The organism is Candidatus Zixiibacteriota bacterium (assembly GCA_026397505.1).
Taxonomy (GTDB): domain Bacteria; phylum Zixibacteria; class MSB-5A5; order GN15; family PGXB01; genus JAPLUR01.
On the sequence record JAPLUR010000113.1, the window covers coordinates 1 to 24015 of the forward strand.

Here is a 24015-nt window from a genome sequence, read left to right on the forward strand (position 1 = left end):
ATGTCTATAATGAGAAACGATTGCATTCCTCTCTGGGCTATCGACCACCCAACGAGTTCGAGGCCCTACTGAGGAACGAAAAAGTGAACCGCCAAACCGTCCTACCCTAACCTGTCCAACAAAAGGGGTTCACTCCAATTCTATACTTATTAATGCAGGTAATTATACTGGCCCGGGAAACAGAAATATTAATCCGCAGGGTAAATCAATTGTGATAAAATCAATTAGTGGACCTGATAGCACGATAATTCTGGTCGACAGCGTGGAATGGGATAATACCGGTTTTAATGTAATAAATGGCGAGGATAGCACTACAACCATTATAGGCTTTACTATCAAGCCTCTAAAAGATCAAGCATGGCAGGGGGCTATGCATGGGGGGGCTATAAATTGTATCAATTCCTCACCAACCATAATTGGATGTGTCATAAAGGATCATTGGGGCATCAATGCTGGTTGCGTATACTTGATTAACTCAAATGCTCATATGGTCAATTGCCTATTTAGAGATAATTGGGTAGGCTGCGGTGCATGTAAGGCGTCTTCACTATTGTCATCGTCGCTGGCGCCCCGTACGTTTGTCGGTAATGGTGGTGCAGTATACACAATGAATTCAAATATAACATTTACCGGATGTTCATTTCATCATAATTATTCTGACAAGGGAGATGGAGGAGCAATAGCTGTTTATAGTACCAGTATAACGTTAATTGGATGCGATTTTACCGACAATGCTGCATTTATTGAAGAAGGTTCTGAAGGGCATGGTGGCGCAATTGCGATCTATACTGGTACACTGACTGCTGACAATTGTGCTTTTGTTTCAAATAGTGGATCTAATGGTGGTGCATGCTACTTATCTAATGTTACTCAAAGCACCATTGACTATTGCTTATTCTCCCAAAATTCGGTATTTGTCGATTATGGTGGGGGTGGTGGTGCGATGTGCAGTGAAAATAGCATTTGTACAATGCGGAATAATACTTTTGCGGGTAATTTTGCCGACGGCATGGAAGGACCATTACCAGGATCTGCATTTTATATAGGCGGTGGCTATATTGAGGCCCAGAATTGCATAATAGCCTACAATGGCACTGCTCTGCCAATAGTCTGCGGACCAGAGACGATATTATTTGGTTGTTCAAATATTTGGTCCAGTGGTGTCAGCGGCTGGCCGGGAGGTATAAGTAGCCAACTGGGTATTAATGGCAATATTTCAGCAGATCCTCTATTCTGTGCTACACAGAATCAAGACTTTCATTTAAGCATAAGTTCTTCTTGTGCACCGGCTAATAATAGCTGCGGGCAGCTTATTGGCGCCTTTGATGTCGCATGCGGGCCTTATATCAGCAGTTTCGGGATGCAAGGTGAGAATATTATGCATGTTAAGTCAAACACTCCGCAGATCTACTGGTCTTACCATGATCTTGGCGCGATTCCGCAAGACAGCTTTCTTATTGCGGTCGGAACAGATTCAGACTGGGCCTTTGCCGAGATGTGGAATCCGGCGCCGGTCGCCTCCGCCGATACCTTTGTCACCTATGCCGGTGCGCCGCTTGTTGACGGGGCTACTTATTATCTCCGGCTCCGGGTGCATAACGGAGTCGTCTGGTCAAACTGGTATCAGATCTCGTTCCGAATGAATTCGGTTCCGTCCGTGCCGGTGCTGGCGTCGCCGGATAGCGGGGCGGTTGTCAACACCGCCACACCAACGCTTTATGTTCACAACGCCACCGATGCCGAAAACGACACGCTCGTCTATGAATTTTCCATTACCAATCATAGTATGTGGGGGCCGCCCCAAACAACCACCGGCACCAATATCCCCTCGGGCGTCGATTCGACCGGCTGGATCGTTTCCTCGCCCCTCAATGAAAACTGGCAGTATATCTGGCAGGCGCGCTGTTTCGATGGATACGAATATTCGGACTGGACCCCCTATGGTGAACGCAGAAACTTATATGTCAACGCGGTCGAGGAATCTCCCTGGCCGTTTGAGCTGGTCAAGCCGCCCGATACGGCCGGAAATATTATATTCAACATGCTCCCTTATTTCTTCTGGGGGATTTCCATCGATCCCGATCCGCTCGATTCGGTGCGCTATACGTTGTACCTTGCGCTCGACAGCAATTTCCAGTTTGTTAAGACGATTGAGATTCCCGAAAACCAATATACCCCGACCGATAGTCTCTTTTTCGGCACCAGATACTGGTGGAAAGTGAAAGCGACCGATAAGACCGGACGTTTCACCTATTCTACCGATATCCATAATTTCCGCACCTGGAAACTGGGTGATGCCAACGGCGACTGGCTGGTCAATATCCAGGATATAACCTTTATCATAAACTTCCTATATAATGACGGCGCAGAACCGAAACCGAAGTTTGTGGCTGATATCAACGGCACTTGTCTGGTGAATATCCAGGATATTACTTATTTGATAAATTACCTGTACAAAGGCGGCCCCGCGCCGAAGATTGGGTGCATGTAAAGTTTTGTAGGTCAGGTCTCTTGCAGACCTGACACGGTAATGTCAGGAGCGTAAAGCTCCTGACCTACCTAAACATATTCTACTATCTTGGTCTTCTCGGCCGCAGTATTTCTTATGTCAGGACCGCAATCCGGCAACGCTCGGACTATTTGCCAAAAGTCCAACCGACCGTAAACTTTGCGTCGGGGGCGTCAGCCAGCCCAAGCTTGGCCTCAATGAAAAAATATCCCGAATTTCTGCCGGATAATCCTTTCATGATCCCGCCCTCGATATAGAGACCGAATTCAGTATTGCTGCCGCCGTGCTTGGCGGAATAAAAAATCGGCCCGGCACTGCCGCCGAGATAGGGCGTCCAGACGCCCCAGTCGGAGCGGAAGCGATAATCAAGTTCAAAGGACGGTGCAATCGTAGTCAGATTGTCGCCAAAACCTATTTCCAGATTTGGAACCATCATCAAATTTGTGGCAATCTCTCCGAAGTCTATATGACCCCCAAAATGAATCTGGTCGGGATTAACCGTAAAGCCGACTCTTGGCCCTACACCGTAGAAACCGGCGGAACGTGTGCCGGCAGTCGCCGTCAGGGCGAATAGCAGGATTATGATCAATGACGTGATGATTTTTCTCATTTCCTGTTCCTTTCGGTTTGAGTTTTTCCTTCGGCCACCTGTGGCGGCCGATATCAATTAATATATCAGCACTTATCAACAAATCAAATTCATTCTTCTAACATGGAGTAAGTTTACTTAAATAAAGTCAGCCGGGTAGTTCGAGGTCCTTGCGCCTGTCCCGACCCCTTGGTCGGGGTTTGACACTTATCTTTATTCACATCCTGTTTCTCCCCTCAAAATCCATATCAGACCGATGCTGATCCGTGCCCTGCAACCCTTTATAGAAAGTTTTGTAAGTCAATTTTGACCTACAATCTGACCTAAATCAAAACCCCCATTCCGGGGTCGGAACGGGGGTTGAAATGCTTTTATCGTTGGATTTGCCGGCCGTTACCGCATACTCACAATATAGTCAAGGGGATTGATTTGCCGGTTATCTCTTAGAACCTCATAATGAAGATGCGGCCCGGTGGAATAGCCGGTGGAGCCAATATAACCGATCAAAGTGCCCCGCTTGACAGTCTGACCGACAAAAACCTTCATCTTGCTCATATGACCATACCTGGTTGTAAACCCGTATCCATGATCGAGTACCACCAGGTTGCCCAGTCCGCCATTGTCATGAGCGGCAAATTCGACTGCGCCATCAGCCGTGGCATAGATCGGGGTGCCGGTTCGGTTGGCAATATCTATGCCGCCGTGGAACTGCTGGTTGCCGGTGAAGGGATCATATTTCATCCCAAAGCCACGGCTCTGGGAGCCATGAGTTGGGGCTATCGAGGGAGTATGATCGAGAAGTGATTTCTTGGCCGTCATTGATTTATATACTTCCTCGTACTTCTCCTTTTCAAACCGGGCCAGCCTCAGCAAAGCCTCAACGGCCGATTCGGCCGATGTGGCCAGTTGCATGGCATTGGAAACAGTTCTGAAAGCGGCATTTTCCGGTCCGCCTATCCCAAGCTCCCGCTCATCAGTGCCAACCTCGGGTAGATTGAAAATATTCCGGATAGCCACCTCTTTCTGAACCAGCCCGTCATAAATATTTGTTATCTCCGAAACCTGACCTCGTAACTCCTGATATTTTCTGGAGAGATAATTATTCTCCGACTGCAGCTTCTTTATTTCAAAAGCTGAAACCTGCGACTTCACAAAGGAGGTGGTGAGGAGGATGTTGGCGATGAAAAGGAAAGCGGCGATAATTGCGCAACCCAATAGAAACCGATAGGAAACCTGGAAATGGCGCAACTTATCCCGGCTGCCGGCGATTAACATAAATGAAAGCTTTTTGTTTAGCATGACCTTTCCTTCTATATGTTGACTACATGCCCGAAACCCGCAGATTTCCAGCGCTCACAAAAAGTCGTTGGAAAATAGCGACCCTCTCCCAACAAGTCAACAAAAATAATCAAGAAATTTTCAGAATCATGGCCGATATCACTTAATCAATTGATACTCATTTCTTAAGACCTTCTCCACGACCCTGATAAATTTCTCACAGTTAAGGTTCTGCAAGCTATAGAGATGCCAATATATTTTCCGCGGCATCGCTATAACGTTTTTTCTCTTTGAAGCCATCTCATAACCTCTCGGACTCCCGTCAAAGTCGAAGAATTATTTGATGACCCCAATAATAATATCGACCTTAAGCGGGCGAATGTTAACCTTTTCGATTCTTCAAAGTTGCAGAAACTATGCCCCGATATGGGTCTGCTCCAATATTCAACTGGCAGCACTTATATTGTTATGCTACATATTCTTAAATCATTGTTCAACTGTTGAATTTGATACGGTTTGAGGAACGGTCAGGAGGAAATAATTGGCGTTTCCCCATATTTTGGCTATCCGGCCAACAGTGGGCGACTATTCCACGGCCCACCTCTTGCCTTGACAGTCTTCCCGGTCGAGCTTAATATATCCCCATTAAATTCATTAACCAAAAAGGATTCATGTTGTATGATATCTCTTAAGAATAAGCTTGCTCTGGTAACCGGGGCTTCCTCCGGGATTGGTGAGGCGACTGCTCATCTATTTGCCCAACAGGGTGTCAGGCTTCTTTTGGTCGCCCGAAGGATGGATCGGCTGGAAAAGCTGGCCAAGAACCTCAAGAAGAAATATGAAATCGAGACATTCTGTCTCCAAATGGATGTCCAGAACCAGAGGGAGGTGGAGGGAAGACTGGAGGCACTCCCGATTGGATGGAAAAAGGTCGATATTCTGGTCAATAACGCCGGCCTGAGCCGCGGCCTGGATAAGCTCCATGAGGGGAAATTGAGCGATTGGGAAGAGATGATCGACACCAATATTAAGGGGCTTCTCTATGTCAGCCGGGTGGTGATCCCCTGGATGGTTAAAAGGGGCAAGGGGGATATTGTCAATATCGGGTCGATTGCAGGGCATGAGCTTTACCCCGGCGGGAATGTCTACTGCGCAACCAAGTTTGCCGTTGATGCCCTCACCAAGGGGATGCAGATTGATCTGGTCGATACCCCGCTCCGCGTCAGCGCGGTTGATCCCGGGATGGTGGAAACGGAGTTTTCGATGGTCCGATTCCACGGCGACAACGAACGGGCGGGGAAAGTCTATCAGGGGGTAGCGCCGCTAACCGGTGAGGATGTAGCCGAGGCGATCCTGTTCTGCGTGACCCGGCCGCCGCACGTGAATATCCATCAGGTGCGTATCATGCCGACCTGCCAGGCTGGGGCGATGGTTTTACACCGGAAGGGATAATTTCGACCGCAATCGTGCGTGGGAGATACCCACGGCCCGGTGGATTTTTGGGCTTTGGCGCGATTGGCGATAAGCTGCTTTTCGCTTATTGACATGTTTTCATACTCCTGTAAAGGGGTACGAGGAGAAATCGCCATCGATGTTGTAGTGATTTTGCAGGCCAGCCCACAGCACGCCATGGCGGGTGGAGCACCCAGGCAAAATGACAACGACCAATAAAAAGTGTTACCAATGTGCCCGGTCTATTGTGTAACCTATCTGCGGATTATACACAGGCCACACCTGAATATCCATCAGGTTCGTATCATGCCGACATGCCGAGCAGGGGCGATGGTGCTGAACCAATAAATAGAGCATTTATTTCTTAAACAAAATCAATAAAAGAAGGCGGCAGTCCCGACTGAAGCCGCCTTCCAATCCATTGGCTCAGTAGCTGTTAAGAAAGAATTTTGTCCCAGGTGCTTGCAAAAAGCGCCGCTGCCTCTGCTGTCAGCAGAAATTCTTTCCCATTGCGTTGTCATTTGAAGCAAATAATGGTGTTGAATTATGATAGCCGCCTATCACACGGATTTCTACCTTCAGGCCAACCGGGTCATTGCTTGCGTACTGGCTGACCGAAGGAAATAACAAGACAGCAAATAGCACTAGCAGGAGAAGAACAAAAATCACACGTTGAAAAATCCTCATTATCATCACCTCCTAACCCAAATTGTAGGCAAGAACTGGAAGCAAATCTATTTATATTATATATCAAGAACGTAATTCCTGCAATAGAAAAATGATCTATCTACATTTTTTTCTCAATCTATCCCAATACCTTAGCATGTTTAACAGGAACAAAATCGCTCTTCAAGTAAAAAGACCGCCGAATGCAGCGAGACTGAAAATCATAAAAACCCATCCTAATATTATATGTAAAACCTTATACGCCTGTAACATGGCGCCCTGTCTGGGATTATACTTATCTCTAAACCCGAGAGCAATCAACGGCAGTGCAAGGTCTAGGCTGTAAAAAAATGATCTATATTCTTCTTCACAACCTACATTCATATTCCGCTTTCTGAAGACCCAACTACCGAGAAACGCCAGCCCCAAAAAAAAGCCAAAAGAATATTCCGGATTGCGTCCGAATCCTATTGACCATTTATATAGATAATATCGAACCCAATTTAGAAATCCGCCTTTTTCCTTGGATTCACGCCACATGCGTTTCTTATAAACCGCATCCGCCCGCTCGCCTTCCCCCTCACGTTTGTAAAAACCCTCCAGAGTTGTATACATGCCAATATTAAAGGACGCTGAATCGAGAAGACCTAATAGAATATTCATTGACGCGTCCTTCGTCGTATCCGCGGAAATTTGTATATAAGTCATCTCGTCAAAATCAAATACATAATCATTTTTTTGTAGATCGGCCCCATGCCTGTCATGCTGTAAACCATTAAAACTTAAATTGTGAAAAGAGGCATTCTTCATTATTAGCATTCCACCAAATAACAATCCATCAAGATATGCGGTACCACCAACGGCGACGCCGCTTAAAACTGTGCTATCACCCAATATCCGCGCTTGATTCATCCTTAAATCGCGGTTCATTGAGGCATTCGTCAGACTAATACTTCCGTCAAATCGGGAATATTCAAGAAACACATTATACTCCACCTTGATATCGGTGAAGTTCCCGTCACCACTGCAGATAAGTGTGTCACCTCTCAGATTTGAACCGATTCTTGCACCTTGCGCATCGATTGTGCCAATGAATTGGCAATTCCTAAGATAAATAGATCGACCTACCTCTGACCCATTGATACTGAGTCCTTCACTTCCTAATACCATGGTATTCACTAATTCCAGATTATTGCTTATTCGACAATGAGTAAAATCAAGTGAAGAAAATATGACTGCGTTCCCAAATTGGGCACCACCCCCAATTTTTGCCCCATAAAAACTACAGTTGGAGGTACTGCAACTTACATACATAGAGGAGTCCCTTTTCAAATATGTTATGAGTGCGTCAAGATTATGCTCACTCTCTTTCCATTTGGTTATAATCGATTTCAGAGTATCCCTATAGATAGCAGTATCTGCAAGTTTGCTGACTACAAAAATAGAATCAGCAATGAGATTCATGCCTATCTTAACATATTTAGCGTCAACATTTCCTGTCAATATTGCATTTGAAAGCGAAAAACTGCAGAGAGTTTCCATTTTATTGAAAATGGCTTTGCCGTGAAATCGACTTTTCTCCAGACGGATATCCCTCTTAAAAATACAATCTTGAAAGCTGACATCATCCCAGAAATCACAATCATTCATATTTAATTCATATGGCACGGTCGCATTTAGCAAATTGAGATCACCTATAATATCGGCACCCGCAATCATAATGCCGTGGTAGTGCAAACCACTATCTTTGGCCTGTGTTGCAATGCGTTCAATAAAAGAAGCCCTGATTATTCGACCTATGCATTCTCTTTGGGATAAATCGACAGAAACACCTTTCTTCAGCGTGTCAAGAATCCTTTTTTCGGTAACGACTATACTATCCATGATTTCTCTCTCGGCCGCTGTTAGATTTGCGATATTACCACATAACTTCATCCGGGTTTCTTTTGCGAGCGGACTGATGCCAGATACGACAAAATTGCTGTCACACTTATGCCTGCCCGGTTCTGCCAAAGAAATAGAACAGAGAATAATGAATGCCATGACTAATGATAATGTACGCATGTTAGCCTCCCATGAATTTGAGCAAAGGTTTCAATCCCTTGCGAATTTGATTAAATCAATAAGATATTAATCATTTATCATAGTACAAATAGAACTCCCAGGGGTGGGGACGGATACGAATCTGCTCCACGTCCTTACGCTTCAGCGCAATCCAGGATTCAATCAAATCGGTGGTGAATACCCCTCCCTCGAGAAGAAACTGGTGGTCTTTTTCCAGCGCATCGAGCGCCTTGGTGAGCGAGGTGGGAAGCATCGGTATCTGCGCCAGCTCTTTCTCGGACATATGGGTCAGGTCGCGGTCGAACGGCTGCCCGGGGTCGATTTTATGTTTGATACCGTACATTCCGGCCATGACCATGGCGGCATAAGCCAGATACGGGTTGCAGGTGGCATCGGGAGGACGGAATTCAAATCGGTAAGTCAGGGTATTCCGCTGGTACCCCGGTATCCGGACACAGGCGGTGCGATTGCCGACCGAGTAGTTTCCGCGAACCGGCGCCTCAAAACCGGGGATCAGCCGCTTATAGGAATTGGTGGAGGGGTTGGTCAACGCCAGCACCGCCCCGGCATGCATGAGCAGCCCGCCGATAAAGTACAGCCCCTCATTGGAGAGCGCCGCCGGGCCCTCTTTATCATAAAATATGGAGCCATTCTTGTCGGCCAGGTACAGATGAACATGCATCCCGGAACCCGGCTCGTTGAAAAGCGGCTTGGGCATAAAAGTGGCCGACTTGCCGCAGCGGAAAGAATGATTTTTCACGAAATATTTGACCATCATCGACTGGTCGGCCATTTTCGGCATGGTATCGAACTTGGTTTCGATTTCATGCTGGCCGGCGCCGCCAACCTCGTGATGGTGATATTTTATGGCGACTCCGACTTCTTTTAAAAGGGTGGTCATTTCGGAACGAAGATTGAAAGTCCGGTCTTTGGGGGGGGCGGCATGATACCCGCCCTTATATTGCACCTTGTAAGCGAGGTTTTTGCCACCCTCCCGCCCGGCGGCGTTCCATTCGGCCTCCTCGGAGTCGATAAAATAGTACCCCTCCCCCGGTCCCTGATTGAACCGGACATCATCGAAAAGGTAGAACTCAAACTCCGGGCCGAGCATCGAATGGGCGCCCGGTACAACGGTCTGTAAATAATTCTCGGCATCACGCACCACCCGCCGCGGGTTGCGTGAATAAGGTTCGATTTCTTTTTCGACAGCCATTATATCGCAGATAAACGAAAGGGTCGGTTTTTCAAAAAACGGATCGATAAAGGCGGTCTCGGGGTCGGGGATAGCAATCATGTCCCCTTTTTCGATGCGGGTGAATCCCGGAAGCGAGGAGCCATCAAGGCCGACACCATCGCGGAACAGCTCCGGGGTGAGAGCCTCGGCCGGGAGTGTTATATGATGCCATTCGCCCAAGAGATCGCTGAATTTGACATCGATATACTCAATATTTTTCTCACTGACTATTTTCTGAAGCCTGTCCAACGCAACCATTCCTATCTCCTGAATTAACAGTAACTAATCTAAGGCGGTAATTTAATCAATTCCGCCGGAAAGGCAACGGGAAAAGCAGATTGCAGAATTTCACAAAAAAATCCTACAACGCGCTTGACAATTCGGGCGGATTTGCGTTATTTGAATCAAGAGCCAAATTCAGGTTTTTACATCGGGCTATGACATCGCGCTTCACAACAGGCAGTGGCTTTTTTAGTTAAATTTGGCGTTTGATACGCTGTTACATTTCTCTTGCTGTTTGGCGGCGATTAATTATGCGGTCTCGGGAATGATACTCTTAGAGATTGAAAATGTTGTTTTTCAGGGACTTTTAAGGCTGGATTGCGGGGGGAGGTGATCGGTTGGCGGAAGCATAACGGTTGCAAAGCCATTAGTTCGATGACAGCTTAACAACGCCCCGGCCGTTCATATAGTATGTTTGAGCCGGCCCGGGGAAAAGCGGGTTCATTTACCTAAATTTGTCCAGGAATTTTTATGGAATAGATTTAGGGAATAAGTTGGGAATTTTAAATAAAAATGCTTTGAAAGGAGTTCAGCAATGACAAGGAAATTATCGGCGATTTTCATTATCTCCTTGTTAGCCGTTGCTTTTCTTGCCGCTTCTTCATTTGGTACGAGTGCGGGCGGCGGTAGTAATAAGGTGGTCAATAAGGTCCCCATCAATCGGCCCATGGGGAAATCTCAGATTATCGGCGCCGAGCAGCCGGTTGAAGAAACCTCCGGTAAAGCACCGGCACCGGCAAGCCTTGGTTTTGATCAGGTGCTGGGATACGCTCCTGGTTACAGGATCGGTGTCACTACTTATGATTATCAGCATAATGGCCGTATGGGCCGCCAGGTTGACTGGCGCGGAAACAAGGTGGTTCATTTTGCCTGGACGAAGATGATCTCGGTCAAGCGGGGCGTGCGGTGGCGGACCGGCTATGAAGCCTATGACGCCGGCTTGGGGACGTTTGCCCAGGCGGGTGCTTCCGATTCCGGCGGTTGCGATATTCACTCCGTGAATCGCTATAATGGTTCCGGTTATGCAACTCTCGATGTTGATACCGAAGGTAAAGCGGTCATTGCCAACCACCACACCGAGACCGGTGATGCCGCCGATTATGCCACCACCATTTGGTATGATTACGATCAGGGCGGCTGCTATTTTGCGCCTTACAGAAGTAAGGTTCCGGACAGCACGATGAACTACTTTGCCGATCAGCTACACGAGAAACGTTATCTCTGGCCCTCAATGGAATATCAGGTCTGGAACGGTGATACGGTCACCCATCTCTTCTCACAACAGCTCAAAAGCGATATGGAGCCGCAGTTCATTGTTTATTTCCGCAGACATGGCAGTGATACCGTTGGTCACTGGGAATATCCGCCGATGATGGTTGACACGGTCAACGCGGTTTCTCAGACGGTCAGCGCCTCACGGGTCAGCGGCAAGGTGGCTTTGTGCTGGTTGATGTGCTATCCCGACATTGTGGGCGATCCCGAGTCGAAGCAGCGCAACGGCGATCAGAGAGTCAATGATGTCTATTACATGATGTCGACCGATATGGGCGACACCTGGGGGCCCAAGGTCAATGTCACCAAGTTTGACCCCTCCGATACCGGCTGGCTGGCTCATACCGACATGTCGGCTTTGATTGGCACAGATGACAAGCTGCACATCATTTGGAACGCGCGCGACGTGACGCCCTTTCCGGACGGACCGGATTTCAACCATTTTTATGGCAGCCGTCTGTTCCACTGGGACGAAGGCAGCAACCTCATTCGGACCATCAAGGATGCCAACTGGGTCCTTGCGGACGATGGTTGCTATGGCGGCGCCTGGAACGAAATGAGTATCACGAAGATGCAGATTTCGGAGTGCGCCGGCAAGTTCTACGCCCTCTTTGTGATGTATAACGATTATTTCAACGGTATCACCAACGACTGCCACTCTTCCAACTGGATAGGTCATCGGAACGGTTCGGCCAACGGCGAACTTTTCATTTCCGTTTCCGACAATGGCGGTTTGATCTGGGATATCGCCCGCAACCTGACCAATACGCGGACGCCTCATTGCGACACTGCCGGATCTGGCAACCCGGTTATCTGCGGCTCCAAAGTGTGGCCCTCGATGTCCCGTTTTGGTATGGATCGTTCGGGCGGCGACTGGACCGGTATTCCGATTGTTGACCCCTCGGGAAGCTATACCGGGAATATGTACCTTGACGTATTCTACGTTCAGGACAAATATCCCGGCGGCTGCGTGCAGGATGACGGCGTCTGGACTTATAACCAGATGAAGTGGTTCCGCGTGCCGTGCGTCGAGTGTGTTCCGAACCCGCAGCTGAGCTTGGACCCCAGCATTATTGTTGACCCGGCCTGGCCGAAACCGAGTGTCCAACTTGACTCAACCCTCAAGCTGGAAAACATTGGTAATGCCGTTCTGCATATCTATGCGGTCAATATTGTTAAGACCACTCATACCGGTCTGGATTGGCTGGGTATCTCCGGTGTTCCGGGGTCGATTTCGCATCTGGTTCCGAACTTTGTCAATGCGACAGTCAATCTGAACAAGGGTGGTGCGATAACCACCGGTCCGGCGGTTGGCGTAGGATTCATCGAGTTTGTAACCGACGCTCCGACCTCGCCGGATACTCTGTTGATTCGTCTGATTGTTGCCGACACGGTTCAGTTCCCCGAGTGGGCCAGTATCAGAACGGCCTGCAACCGGATCGTTCTGAACAATGCCGGTAATCTCGGTAATATCGGCGAGGGTCTGAACGATGTTTATGGCTTCAACCTGAACTTCTTCAACGACTGCGACACGACCGGCAACACAGACGGTGCCAGTGACAATGCCCTGGTATATCTCTATGACGCGAGTCCGTTTATTCTTCGCGCCAAAGGCGCTCTCCCCGGCGACACCATTCTGAACTCCTACATTTTTGATGCCAACTGGTTGTACAACGATGGCTTCCGCCCCGGGAAAGGTCTCGTGGTCGATTCCACCAGCCATGAGGACTTTCAGTATGCCTACACCAACCAGTTCCTGACCAAGGACTCCGGGATTGGTGTTGAGTGCGAATACTGGATGCCTTTGCATTCGGATACCTGCGGATTCATTATCCAGAAGCTCAAGATCGTCAATAAGAGCGCCGCGGCTATCAACAACCTTATGATCGGCGAGCTTATGGACTGGGATATTCCCTCCGACTCGGGTGTGGAAAACGGCTCTGATTATGATGCCACGCGTCAGATGATGTGGTGCTATGGCGCCGAACTCGTCCCGGATAGTATCGCCAACAACGACTGTGTGCCGGCCAATAATCGCGCCGGCGGTTTCGCTTACCTCAACGGTTACAAAGTGCCGACGACCGGTCCGACTGATAGGTTTGCCAACGTCACCGGCATGTATACCGGTTTGAACCCCGACTGGATATATCCGACCGGTAACTTCGTGCCGCAGCAGTTGTATAACAAGCTGAATAATTTCAGCGGTTATCAGACCTGGTTATCGACTGAACCGACCATGGAGGATTCGTTGTATCAGGATCTGAACATGGTTGCTTACTACGGCAAGAAGAACCTGGGCATGAATGATACGTTGGTCTTCATCAAGATTATCGCCACCGAGTATAACAATGGCGCTCTTGGTCTGAAGGACTGCATCGACAAAGCCAAGCAGTGGTGGAAGAATCGGTTCAAAAATGCCCCAATCGTGCTTGATCCGGGTGTAAGGTACGGCGCCACGGGTGTGCCGATGATCTTTATGGTCAGCGGTTTTGACCTTGACGGTGATGCCATTAGCATGACGGCAAGCGGCTTACCTGCCGGGCCACCCGCCGCGATATTTGCCGATAATGGTAACGGCACCGGCACCTTCAACTGGACGCCTCCGGTGGTCGGAAATTACACATTTACCGTGACGGCCAACGACGGCAAGGCGACCGGTTCGCGGGTGATTCAGGTTAATATCATTAGCACCTGCTGTGTGAAGCCCGGCGATGCCAACCACAATGGTATACTCAACATTGCTGATATTACTTACCTCATCAAGTTCCTGTATCAGAGTGGTCCTAAGCCTCCTTGTCAGGGCGGCGTTGGCAAATATCCCGAAGGGGATGCCAATGGTAATGGGATAACCAACATTGCTGATATTACTTATCTCGTCAAGTTCCTGTATCAGAGCGGTCCTGCTCCGATTTGCGGACCAATGTGATCCGGTAGTTTATGAGATCCAAAAATTCAGGAAGCTATCCTCGTGATAGCTTCCTGAGTTTTATTGGGATCAATTGAGATAATCGTACCAAATTGCGAATGGGGGCATTCGGGGTCGTAAAATTAACTCTTTAATAATCAATGGCTTAAGCTTACAATAATAAGACAACTCGTATGAATTTGCGAATTACCCCTTTCATTATAAAAGCAAACAATTGTAATCGCCAATATAAGTCATTATAAGAATTGAGATTGCAAAGAATACAAAAGCAGTCGGGTTTTCTCCGGCATTGCCGTTGCTACTTTATTGATACGTTGACGGTCATTTCAGTGGTCCTTTGATAGCCTGACCGGTTAAGACTGATAATGATTTGTCAGGCACCATCTTCTTTTCTCATGATTGGATGCCCGCTCTCGAGGGGAGAGCGGGCTCCGGTCATTTTTGGCTACTTCCATAATTAGGACGTTTCGCCCCCTTTATTTTTCCGAAGGAATTTCATAGATTGTCTTTCGATTATTTGAAAAGCAGGAATTGCCTAATATGCGGTCTCTGAAAGATCTGGTCGTGGTTGTCACCGGCGCCAGCCAGGGTATCGGCGAGGGAATCGCCCGGCAGTTTGCCTCCGAGGGCGCCAAAATCACTCTTACCGCCCGCAACAAAGAGAGACTCCTCCGGGTGGCCGCAAGTCTCGGGATCGACCGCAAAAATTATATGGTTGTCACCGCCGATATCACCCGCCGTTCGGGAATGAAAAAAATTGTCGCTTCCACGATCAGAAAATTCGGCCGGATAGATATTTTTGTCAATAATGCCGGGGTCGGTATCCACAAACCTTTGATCGAAACGACCGAGCAGGAATTCGATACTATTTTCGATACCAATTTGAAGGCTGTCTATTTCAGTTTTCTGGAGCTTCTTCCCCAACTGAAAAAGCAAGGGGGCGGGCAGATAATAAATATCTCCTCGGGCGCCGGTCGGATCGGTGTCCCAGGGCTGGCGGCCTATTCTTCCTCGAAAGCGGCGCTTAATGCTTTCTCCGAGGCGGTCGCCGGCGAGGTACGCAACGATAATATCAAAATATCGGTTCTCGCGCCCGCCTCCACCGATACCAAACTGATGTCGAATATGTCGCGGCAGTCGCATTCGCCATCGAAAGCGGCGCTGAAATTGACCGTTAATGAAGTCGCCGAGGCAGTCATATTCCTTGCCAAACAGAACAAAAATGCCTGGACCTCTATGGCCGATATCCGGCCGTTGCTGATTAATAAATGATCCGGAATATCCTGATAATGATGAGAGTAAATTCGAGACATCTGATAAATGGAAGGGCGGCCGTATGAGTAATGATGATTTAGCCATGCACTATGTATGCACCCGGGAGAATGCCCATCGCCTGGCGAACAGGCATTCCCGATTCTGGGTTTGTAACTGCGGCTGCCGCGAGGGGCGCGGGTTTTGCACCCGTTCCCGTATCGATGTCTGCCTTATGTTCCGCGAAGATGCCGGTTCCAGCGGTTCCGGTATAAAAGAGATTTCATTTGCCCAGGTCGAGGCGATCTTTGATGAGGCCAAAGAGAAAAACCTGGTCACTCGTCCTTTCCGGAACACGGAGGACAAAAGCGTGGTCGACGGCATCTGTTTCTGCTGTGATGATTGCTGCGGGTATTTTCTCAACGCCGATGAGAAATGCGATAAGGGGACACATCTCGCCCAAACGAATTTCGAGGATTGCACCCACTGCGGTATTTGTGTCGAGGTCTGCTATTTCAAGGCCCGCAGTATGCAAAAAAGCAAGCTGGTGGTTGATGACGATAAATGCTACGGGTGCGGCCTCTGTGTCGATATCTGTCCGGAAAGCTGCATTATCATGGTTCCCCGGCTCTAAGCAGTGAGCGATACATTCGATTATCTGTCGGCACTTATTAACGAGGTGTTTATCGCATGCCAGGCATAAACGCCATTTTCAGCCATCAGCCATTATCTCGCCCTCTACTCGGATCTTCTTTAGCGGAATTCGATTACCGGGAGGGGCTTACTCTTAATGATTTTTTTACTCCGGACAATGTCTCTATCACCTTTCATGGCTATAAAGGGTATCCCTCACAGTCTTTTGAAGACAAAGACATGGTTGTACTTATCGAGGGGATGATCTACAACCGGACAGATTTCGAAATCCACGCCACCCTTCAAGAAATCGCCGAGGCATATCTTGCGGGAAAAGATCATAAGAAATTGATCCTCGATTTTATCGATCACTCCGATGGCGATTTTCTGGCGCTTCTCTATTTCAAGAATCAATCGCGGGCGATAATATTTAACGATCGCTGGGGGCGATTGCCGACTTTCTTTGTGGCTAACAAGAGTCTCTTTGCCCTTTCGCGCGAAACGAAATTTCTCTTGCACTGGCTGGAATCTATCGAGTTTGACCCGCCGGCTCTGGCCGAGTTTCTGGCTTTTGAATATACTCTGGGCGAGAAGACGATCTTCAAAAAGATTCGCCGCCTTTCCCCGGCTTCATCTTTTGAAATCGATTTCTCCGGTTCCGAAGTCGTGGTACAATCCGAAATGCTGCGGCCGGTCTGTTTTGATACAGCCGCTTCCGGGTTAAGCCGTGATGAAATTCTCAATCATACCGTAAGTCTTTTTCAGGAATCTCTCCTGACACGGGTCAACAGATTCGAGGAAAAGGGGATACAGATAATCGCCGACCTAAGCGGCGGTTTTGACACCCGGGCGCTGTTTCTGGAGCTTTGCCGGAGCGGGGCCGATTTCACCCCATGCCATGACCGGTTGGCCACCGGCGATGAGAGCGCGGTGGCGCAGGCGCTGGCTGACCATTTCGGGAAAAAGCTCCACAAATTTGCGGCTGTCTATCCGGCGGACAATTTCGCCGAAATGAAACGAATCATCTATTTGACCGACTGCCAGGTTAACGGATGGACCTCGCTGACCTGTTTCTATGATGATCTGGAGCGGGAAAAAACGCTATCAGGTCTGATGGCACATTTTATGGGTTTTGGCGGTGAATTTATCCGCCATCCTTATCATCTGCAAAAACCATATCGCGATCTGGCCGTGGCACTGAACGATGATGCCTACACCAATCTTATCAATGCCTCCGATGCTTGCGGTATGATAAATCTGTCAGCGAATGATTTCCGGCATAACCTGCAACAGGAGATTGCCCGATTCCCGGAAAAGAATGATTCCGGGAGAATCCGCCACCTGTACTTTGATTACTACAACCGGGTGGTCAATGGCGGCGAAAACAGACACCGCCTTTTCTCCTGGACAGTCCAGCCGCTCTGGGGGAAGAATCTCTTTGAATTTGAAATGAATCAAATCCGACCGGAGATGATTGATTTCGGATTCTTTATCGATTTTCTATTGCTCCTCGATCCCCGGGCGCTTGATATCCCCATTTACGGCCTCAGAAATAATCTGAAGAGCAAAACCGGGCGCCGCCTTTTCAATGCCCGGAAGAACCTGAAAAATAATCTGCGAGATAATCGGTACATTTTTAAGGGATTCAAATCGGTCCGGAAGCAGCTTTATCGCTATCGGAATAAAGGGCCGATATATCAGCCGCTTGTTGCCGAAATTCGGCAAGTCCATAGCCAGAGCCCTCTTGTTTCCCATTATTTCGACAAGATTGCTCTGGACCGATTTCTGGCGGGAAATCCTACCGCGATGCAGCTTTACCAACTGCTGACCCTGATGCTCTATATGGCTGAGATTGAAAACCGCTTCCCGGCCAAAGTCAGGTGAATGCATAGAGAGGTAATATCGCGGCGCAGGAAATCATAACATAAACCGAATCGGGTATCGTATAGTTTGAGGATATTGAGTCATCGCTTGACACGATTAAGATGAGAATCTATCTTGAGACAGATCAATTCAGAGGTGGACAGATGAAAAAGATTATTCTATTAATGACAATACTATTATTGGCCGGATGCTCCTCGAACAAGCCGGAGGAACCGGCCAAATTCACTGAAGGGGCCAAATATTTCCCTTTGGCCGAGGGTGATACCTGGTACTTTACCACCAGCGACCAGCGCAAAATTGTCCGGACGGTTTCCGGCGATACGACGGTGCTGACTGTAACCTGCAAGCGGATTCTGGAGAATGACAGTACTGCCGAGGCCTGGACGGTCGATACCAGCGGATTCAAGTTGCATCTTCTGCTGAAAGACCACTGGGCCGATCCGCCGCTTCTGATTCCGTTCAATCTCGTTCAGGGGAAACCTTACCACTACGACTCCAGGATTTATTTCTATGAGGGAGATGTTCTTTACTACTCCGACTTAACCGGCAGTTTGGAATTCAAGGGGTATATGACCAGGACAGTGGCGGCGGGCACCTTTGCCAGGGCGATCAAACTGCATTATATCCCCGATGGTTCTACCGCCTATGATGAGTACTACGGCAAAGGGGTGGGGCTATTGGATAACGGCGACTATTTTCTGGACAGTGCTTTTATTGGCGGTGTTTGGTACAAGTAATTCCTTGATAAAATGAAAAAGGGAGGAGCAACTCCTCCCTCTTTGCCTCGGAGCTAACCCCTTAATAAAATTCAGGAAGCTATCACGAGGATAGCTTCCCGAATTTTCAAATCTCATAAACTACCGGATCACATTAATCCGCAAATGGGAGCAGGACAGCCCTGAATTGTCCATCCGGCTCACTTGCTCATACATTTCTGTTCCCACTCCTGACAAGTAGGGCAGCTTAAGGGAAAGCCTGAGTATAGCACTTTAATCAACCCAGTGACATCTTGGATATTTAAGATACAATCGCAGTTCAGATCAGCTTCCGGATACTTGCCTGGAGCGACCTTACAAGGGATACAAAAAACACTCTTATATAGGAAATTGATAATGCAAGTAACATCCTGAATGTTGACTCTGCCATCATGGTTGGCATCGCCGCGTTTCACACAGCAGCTAGTGGTAACCACGACATAGATGGTCGCGAAACCGGAGTCTCTGCCGTCGTTGGCGGTCACCGTAAAGGAGAAATGACCACTATCCGGAGGCGTCCAGTTGAAGAGGCCAGTACCATTACCATTGTCGGCAAAGATCGAGGTACCCGGCAAACCGGTTGCCGTCATTGTGATGACATCACCATCAAGGTCAAAGCCGGTTACCGTGCCGATCATCAACTGGGCCTTATTGCCGTAAAAAGTCTTGGATTGGACTATCGGGGCATTGTTGAACCGATCTCTCCACCACTGTTCGGCTTTGTCGATGGTGGTCTTCAGACCAGCAGCGCCAGTGTTATACTCGGTGGCGAGAATCTTGATGAAGATCAGCGTATCATTCACGCCCAGGTTCTTCTTACCGTAGTAAGCCACCATATTCAGATCCTGATACAGCGAATCTTCCATCATCGGCCGAGTCGACTGCCAGGGCTGATAACCGCTGCAAGTATTCAGCTTGTTATACAACTGCTGCGGCACGAAGTTACCGGTCGAATAGACCCAGTCGGCATTCAAACCGGTATACATACAGGTGATGTTGGGGAACCGGTCGGCGGAACTGCTTGCGGGCAGTTTATAACCGTTGAGGTAGGCGAAACCACCGGCGCGATTGTTCGCCGGCACACAGTCATTATTGGTAATGCTGTCCGGGCCATATTCGCCGCCATAGCACCACATCATCTGACGCGTGGCGTCATAATCCGAACCGTTTTCCACACCAGAGTCGGAGGGAATGTCCCAGTCCATAAGTTCGCCAATCATCAGATTGCTGTAAGCCACGCCGCGCTTATTGACGATTTTGAGCCTCTGGATAAGGAATCCGCAGGTATCCGGATGCGGAGGCATCCAGTACTCGCACTCAATACCCATTCCGGAGTCGCTGGTCAGGAACTGGTTGGTATAGGCATACTGATAGTCCGCATGGCTGGTGGAATCAACCACCAGTGCTTGCCCCGGACGGAAGCCGTTCTTATTCAGCCAGTCGGCATCAAAAATGTAAGAGTTGAGAATGGTGTCGCCGGGATTGTTACCCTTAGCCCGCAGAATGAAGGGACTTGCGTCATAGAGATATATCTTGGCGTTGTCATCCTGACTGTTGGTGTTGAGGGTGGTGTCGCAGTCGTTGAAGAAATCGAGGTCATATGCGCCCCCTCCCTGATTACCCTGACGACCAAGATTTCCCGCGTTGTTCAGCACAATCCGGTTGCATGCGGTTCTGATACTGGCCCACTCGGGGAACTGAACCGTATCGGCAACAATCAGACGAACAGGCAGAGTATCCGGAGAGGTCGGAGCGTCGGTTACAAACTCGATGAAACCTTCGCAAACCTTCGGACCGCTTGTTATCGCGCCACCCTTGTTCAAGTTAACGGTCGCATTGACAAAGTTCGGAACCAGATGCGAAATCGTCCACGGAACACCGGTGATACCCAGCCAATCCTGGCCGGGATAAGTCGTTTTGACAATATTGACCGCAAAGATATGCAGAATAGCATTACCGATGTTCTCCAGACGAACTGTCGTGTCAAGCGGGGTTGACGGTTTCGTCCAGGCCGGATCACCGATCTCATTGGGGGTGCATTCCAGCCGCGGGTTCGGAACCGGCGCGACGCATGGCAGGCGGAACCATTTCACCGGATTATATGTCCAGACGCCGTCATCCTGCACGCAGGCGCCCGGATAACGGTCCTGAACATAGAGGACGTCAAGGTACCAGTTCCCGATATAGCTTCCCGAGGGGTCAACAATCGGAATACCGGTCCAGTCGCCGCCGCTCTTATCCATACCAAAACGGGACATCGAGGGCCACATCTCGGAGCCGCAGATAACCGCGCCAATAGTGTCGCAATGAGGCGTATAGGTATTGGTCAGGTTACGGGCGATATCCCAGTTCAAACCGCCGTTGTCGGAAACGGACATATAAAGCTCGCCGTTAGCCGCCGCTTCATCCATTTGGCGATAACAGTCGTTATCTATACCATGGGCAATATCATTGAACTGGACAAATAGAGCATAAAACTTCCCATCACATTCTGACAACTGCATCTTAACTATACTCATCCGGTTCCAGACATCGCCATAGCATCCCGAATCAGGAATATCCCAGTTGGCGTCTTTAATTGTGGTAATCACATTGTTTCCATTATCCCAATGAAACAAGCGGCAGCCATGGAAATGGTTGAAAACCGGTCCGTCCAGGGAGGGCGTCGCCTCGCGCGCGTTCCAAATGATGTGAAGCTGATCATCGGTATCAATAAGAGCCGAAAGGTCAGTTTCCGCTAGCCACCCGCTCTCATCTGGAACATAATTGTATTTTGTGACATTGACGGTCGGCGTCCAGGTAGCCCCCATGTTGTCAGACATCATATAATATACATCCGAATATTGTGGATAGCGCCACGGTGAAGAATTGTCATCGGGTGGCTCCGCATAGCCTGCGGTCCAGACTAAAGCCACCTTTCCACTGACTCTTGAGGCGGTTACTACCGCGGAAATGGAACTGACGGTATCGATGGCTTTAGGAGGATATTCCCAGTGACCTACAGTGTCACTGCCTACCCTTCTAAAGTAGGAAATCCGCATGTTACCGGAATATCCACTACCCAGATGTGGATCCAGATAGTGCCAATTATCCCATTGGGCCAAAACATGGGTTACAGTGTCACCGTTCCAGACTTGATATTCCATCGAGGGCCACCGATACACATATTGCCCAGGATTTCCATAGTCGGTTGTGCTGTCCGGAACCTTGCTCCGGTAAGGCACAAAATAGCAGAAGCCCGGTGCGTAGTCATACCAGACTGTAGGTTTAGAATCGCCAGCATATCCGGTCTCGGTGTGATCGATGCAAAGAATTGCTTTACCTTCGGTATCCACATCAAGGCCCACATAACCGGAAATATTATTGGGGGCTCCGGCATGAACATCGCAACCGCCGCTATCGGCGGAACCCTCCTGGAGAAATATCCCCAAGCCGGCGTCATAGGCTTCATAGCCGGTTTGCCAAAGCTCGTCCATCACTGTCGTCGTCTGTTTGGTCCAGGCAAAATGAACCATCTGTGTGCCGCGCCAGTCAACCTGCCGCTGCATACTGCCATAGTGTTGGTTATCATGGATTGTCACGCCAATTTTATAACCTGGTGCAGGACTTGGGTAATTAACATATCCCAAACTCTGCCCTGTGCCCCCCTTATCCGCGGTTCCCTTTGCGGCATTTTGGGCCGGTGCGGCAAAGGGGTCCTGCTTCTTTATTGGTTTCTGCATGCCATGGGTAATCGATACCAAAAAGGTGAGGAATAGAAGCAGAATAGCCGAGTTCACCAAAATTCTATTTGTCATTCTTTCATCCCTTCCAATGCACGTTTACCTGCTTCTCCCCGGGCCCGGCTCAACTCATGCTGAATGAACGGCCGGGGCGTTGTTAAGCTGTCATTGAACTAATGGCTTTGTAACCCGAGTGCTTCCGCCAACTAATCACCTCCCCCCGCAATCCAGCCTTAAAAGTCCCTGAAAAACAACATTTTCAATCTCTAAGAGAATCATTCCCGAGACCGCATAATTAATCGCCGCCAAACAGTAAGAGATATGTAACAGCGTATCAAACGCCAAATTTAACTAAAAAAGCCACTGCCTGTTGTGAAGCGCGATGTAATAGCCCGATGTAAAGACTTGAATCTGGCTCTTAATTCAAAGAACGCACACCGCGCCGAATTGTCAAGCGCATGCGCCACTTTATTTCTTATCAAAATACCTGTTCGGCGCCGTTCTATCCCTAACCGCTTGATTTTCAGGCAAGTGCGGAGGAGCCGATTTTGGCTTCTTTATCGCATTTTTTCTCTTGACAACATTTAACGACATATTATATTAGGACGACCTTAGACATAATCCCTCCCACCCCCGCGCTCATCACTGGGCCCGGGGGTATTTATTTGAGCATTCCCACTGATTTCCGTTAATATTTTTCATCGGGAACTCGATTTGGGTAGTATATTAATATGATGGTGTAACTATGCCCAGAATTTACTTGCTTGCTATTTTACTTGCCTTATTTATCGCAAACCCGATCGGCGCTCAGGAGCGGCGGGGCATGCTTCCGCCACAATTGCGCGTGCCTCAGCCCCCTCCCCCACCCCCGTCAATCAACCCTTCGGCGGTCACGGTGGCGCGGCTTCACTACAGCGGCGGCGGCGACTGGTATTGGGGCGGATCCTCGATCCCCAATTTCCTCAAATTCCTTCGGGAAAACAGCAATTTCCCGATCGATCCCGAGGAGAAGACTATCCAGATAATGGATGATAACCTGTTCCGGTACCCGTTTCTGTTCGCGACCGGGCATGGGATCATGAAATTCACCGATGATGAAAAAGTTCGCCTGCGAACCTATCTGGCCGGAGGCGGTTTTCTGTTTATCAACGACTCGTACGGGATGGAGAAGAATCTAAAAAAGGAACTGGCGGCTCTTTTCCCCGAGCGGCCGCTGGTGGAACTCCCTTTTGACCATCCGATTTACCACAGCTATTACGATTTTTCCACCGGCCCGCCCAAAATCCACGAGCACGACAACAAACCACCCCAGGGATTCGGGATAACGATCGATGGCCGCGTGGTATTGTATTACCTCTATGAATCCGATATAGGTGATGGCTGGGAGGACCCGCAGGTGCACAACGATCCGCCCGAAAAGCGGGAAGCGGCCCTGAAAATGGGGATGAATATTTTAGTCTATGCCCTGACCCATTAAGGTCGAAGGGCTGACAAGGAA

14 protein-coding genes are annotated in these 24015 nt (G+C 48.9%); 8 read left to right on the forward strand and 6 right to left on the reverse strand.

Translation table 11 applies throughout. The annotated features are described in order from the left end of the window. Nucleotides 1-1378 precede the first annotated feature (1378 nt). Nucleotides 1379-2491, forward strand: coding sequence for a dockerin type I repeat-containing protein (locus tag NT002_11585; GenBank protein MCX6829905.1), 1113 nt, complete (start codon nt 1379-1381; stop codon nt 2489-2491). A 145-nt stretch (nt 2492-2636) separates the two neighbouring features. On the opposite strand, the gene NT002_11590 is transcribed toward NT002_11585, so the two are convergent. Together NT002_11590 and NT002_11595 are read right to left on the reverse strand one after the other, a co-directional pair. Continuing rightward, nucleotides 2637-3119: a hypothetical protein gene (locus NT002_11590; GenBank protein MCX6829906.1), complete on the reverse strand. Its 483-nt coding sequence runs from the start codon at nt 3117-3119 to the stop codon at nt 2637-2639. Nucleotides 3120-3491: 372 nt separating this feature from the next. Beyond that, nucleotides 3492-4397, reverse strand: a complete 906-nt coding sequence (locus NT002_11595) for a M23 family metallopeptidase (protein ID MCX6829907.1) — start codon at nt 4395-4397, stop codon at nt 3492-3494. Between the two features lie 657 nt (nt 4398-5054). On the opposite strand from NT002_11595, the gene NT002_11600 reads away from it, so the two are divergent. Next, on the forward strand, nt 5055-5828 hold the full coding sequence (locus NT002_11600; protein ID MCX6829908.1) for an SDR family oxidoreductase: 774 nt from the start codon (nt 5055-5057) through the stop codon (nt 5826-5828). Between the two features lie 489 nt (nt 5829-6317). On the opposite strand, the gene NT002_11605 is transcribed toward NT002_11600, so the two are convergent. The 3 genes from NT002_11605 to glnA all read right to left on the reverse strand — a co-directional run bounded on the left by NT002_11605 (nt 6318) and on the right by glnA (nt 10050). Further along, nucleotides 6318-6515 (reverse strand): hypothetical protein, encoded by a 198-nt coding sequence (locus tag NT002_11605; protein MCX6829909.1) that lies wholly within the window; start codon nt 6513-6515, stop codon nt 6318-6320. A gap of 162 nt (nt 6516-6677) precedes the next feature. Continuing rightward, nucleotides 6678-8558, reverse strand: a complete 1881-nt coding sequence (locus NT002_11610) for a hypothetical protein (GenBank protein ID MCX6829910.1) — start codon at nt 8556-8558, stop codon at nt 6678-6680. 70 nt (nt 8559-8628) lie between these two features. After that, nucleotides 8629-10050, reverse strand: a complete 1422-nt coding sequence (glnA, locus tag NT002_11615; GenBank protein MCX6829911.1) for a type I glutamate--ammonia ligase — start codon at nt 10048-10050, stop codon at nt 8629-8631. A gap of 559 nt (nt 10051-10609) precedes the next feature. Here glnA and NT002_11620 point away from each other — a divergent pair. The 5 genes from NT002_11620 to NT002_11640 all read left to right on the forward strand — a co-directional run bounded on the left by NT002_11620 (nt 10610) and on the right by NT002_11640 (nt 18777). Further along, nucleotides 10610-14272: a hypothetical protein gene (locus tag NT002_11620; protein ID MCX6829912.1), complete on the forward strand. Its 3663-nt coding sequence runs from the start codon at nt 10610-10612 to the stop codon at nt 14270-14272. A gap of 540 nt (nt 14273-14812) precedes the next feature. Further along, complete coding sequence (locus NT002_11625) at nt 14813-15544, forward strand: SDR family NAD(P)-dependent oxidoreductase (GenBank protein MCX6829913.1); 732 nt, start codon at nt 14813-14815, stop codon at nt 15542-15544. Nucleotides 15545-15608: 64 nt separating this feature from the next. Further along, complete coding sequence (locus NT002_11630) at nt 15609-16157, forward strand: 4Fe-4S binding protein (GenBank protein MCX6829914.1); 549 nt, start codon at nt 15609-15611, stop codon at nt 16155-16157. A 56-nt stretch (nt 16158-16213) separates the two neighbouring features. After that, nucleotides 16214-18040, forward strand: a complete 1827-nt coding sequence (locus NT002_11635; protein MCX6829915.1) for a hypothetical protein — start codon at nt 16214-16216, stop codon at nt 18038-18040. A 143-nt stretch (nt 18041-18183) separates the two neighbouring features. After that, nucleotides 18184-18777 carry a hypothetical protein gene (locus NT002_11640; protein ID MCX6829916.1) on the forward strand — a complete coding sequence of 198 codons (594 nt, stop codon included), beginning with the start codon at nt 18184-18186 and terminating at the stop codon, nt 18775-18777. Nucleotides 18778-18956: 179 nt separating this feature from the next. On the opposite strand, the gene NT002_11645 is transcribed toward NT002_11640, so the two are convergent. Next, nucleotides 18957-22592, reverse strand: coding sequence for a hypothetical protein (locus tag NT002_11645; GenBank protein MCX6829917.1), 3636 nt, complete (start codon nt 22590-22592; stop codon nt 18957-18959). Between the two features lie 670 nt (nt 22593-23262). On the opposite strand from NT002_11645, the gene NT002_11650 reads away from it, so the two are divergent. Next, nucleotides 23263-23994, forward strand: a complete 732-nt coding sequence (locus NT002_11650) for a DUF4159 domain-containing protein (GenBank protein MCX6829918.1) — start codon at nt 23263-23265, stop codon at nt 23992-23994. Nucleotides 23995-24015 lie beyond the last annotated feature (21 nt).